Annotated in this window: 1 protein-coding gene; it reads left to right on the plus strand. The window is 31.5% G+C overall.

The window, feature by feature from the left end; genetic code table 11:
* A partial coding sequence (locus tag AVANS14531_RS09070) for an autotransporter outer membrane beta-barrel domain-containing protein (protein WP_336612152.1) occupies positions 1-2037 on the plus strand: 2037 nt, incomplete at its 5' end.
* Positions 2038-2071 lie beyond the last annotated feature (34 nt).

Below are 2071 nucleotides of genomic sequence, written 5' to 3' on the forward strand. Positions count from 1 at the left end.
GGCAATCTAACGCTAGAAACAGATAAAAACGTAGCGATAATAGAAGGTGGTTCGCAAATCACAGGAGATATTGAAAACCACGGCGAAATCTATGTAAATAATGGAACAATCTCATCAGTTATTACAGGTACAGGGGATTTATTCACTAATCAAGTAACCTATGAAAAAGATGTAAGCCTAAGCGATATAAGAAATAGTAGCAATGCTACTTATAAAGGCGATACAAAAGTAAGCAATAATGCAGAAGTAGATAATAGCACATTTAATGGAATGCTTAATGTTGATAATAAGCTTACTGCATATCAAGGAAACAAGTTTAATATAGTTAATGCAAATAGTGCTGATTTCTTATACAATGCAAATAAAGGTGCTAGTAAAGATATAACAGCAAATGATATTAATGTAACTACCGGATTAGTAATTGATAATATCAATGTAACTTCTAATAAAATTAGTGCAAACACAGCAACTATTAAAAATAGTGCTAATGTAAGTTCTTTATTAACAGGTGCTAGTGATGCGGCTGCTAAAGTTTATGATGCAAACATTACTAAAGGAAATACTTATAATGTAGATAATTCAACCATTAAAGGCGGTATAAGAGCTGATAAACTAAATACAAGCAAGTCAAGCATTCATGGTCAAGTTGCAACTAATACTTTAAATGCTACAAATACGACATTTTACATCTACGGAAATGGATTTGGAGAAGATGATTCTTTATATAAAGGATATAGTGGAGCTATAATTGCTAGAGAAGGTGCAATTGGCGGTGGAAATAGAATTCAATTAGCTAATACAAATTTAAGTAATTTAACACAAGGTTTCGTTCCTGTTGCCATCATTAAACAAAGCACACCTACCGGAGGCGTAGTAACAGCAGCTGCAACTTCAAGCATAGGAGAAGACTTCTTTAAAGTTACTTATAAATCAAAGTTAGCAATGTATGAATTAGTAGATAAATACAAGCACTTTAGTGATATTAATGGTAGTTATGTTTGGAGTGTTGGAGTTAGTGGAGAAGACTTAGTAAATAATACAAACATAGACAATGTAATAAGCGGAACAGATAGCACTAACATAGCAAATGGTGCAAACAATAATTATAATCTAACAAGCCTTGAAGTAGAAGTTGGCGATATGTTTAAACCTACTGAGTTTGATAAAGAAGCAATAGATACAGCTAAGTTCATTCTAACAAGCCCTGATTATATAATTAGAACTAAAAACAATACTTTAAGTAAAAGATTTAGAGCTTTAAAAGATTATAAATTAGGCAATGGTTTTTGGCTTGATAATCAAATGGGCTATGCAAAGTATGAATACAACGCAATTCGCTATAAAAATATGAGCGTTGGAATTGATAAGACTCATGAGTTTAATAATTCAGATTTAACTCTAGGTTTAGCTGCTAGTGTTGGTAGAGCTGAGACTAAAGGTAATTTAAGCTCAGATGCTGATTCTAAAGGGTTTGGAATTTATGCACTAAATAAGTTTAATAATAATGTTTTTATAGGTGCTAATGCTTTCTATCACAATATCGCAAGCTCTTATGAAGCAAAAATGCTAGATGTAAAAGCTAATAAAAGCCACAATGTATATGAAGCAAGTATTGAGAGTGGTGTTAGATTTGGAGATAAGGTATATTTCGAACCTAGCTTAAAATATCATCTAACTTCATATAAACCAACTGCAATTAATCAAGAAGGTTTAGTATTAAAAGGAGATAGTCAGTTAAAGCATGAATTAGGAGTTGCTTTAGAAGGTGGATTTAAAGTGCCTAATGTATTTGATGCGTATTTAGCAGTAGGACTTAGCAAAGAATTAAACCACAAGCCTGATTTAATCTTCATTGATGAACTTAAAATACAAAACAAAGTAGATGGAAGTAAAGGCGATACTAGTGTAGGAATTAATTTCGGGGTTGATTATAAACTAAGCCCTAATGCTTCATTTAATATAGACCTAGGAAGCAATCTATACACTAACTCAGATAAAGAACTAAAAGGAAACATTGGTTTTTCATATAAGTTTTAATTCTTAATTCCTAATCCAAATTCTTTTAGAGTTT

The sequence above is a fragment of the Campylobacter sp. Cr9 genome, from assembly GCF_020138295.1.
Lineage (GTDB): Bacteria > Campylobacterota > Campylobacteria > Campylobacterales > Campylobacteraceae > Campylobacter_E.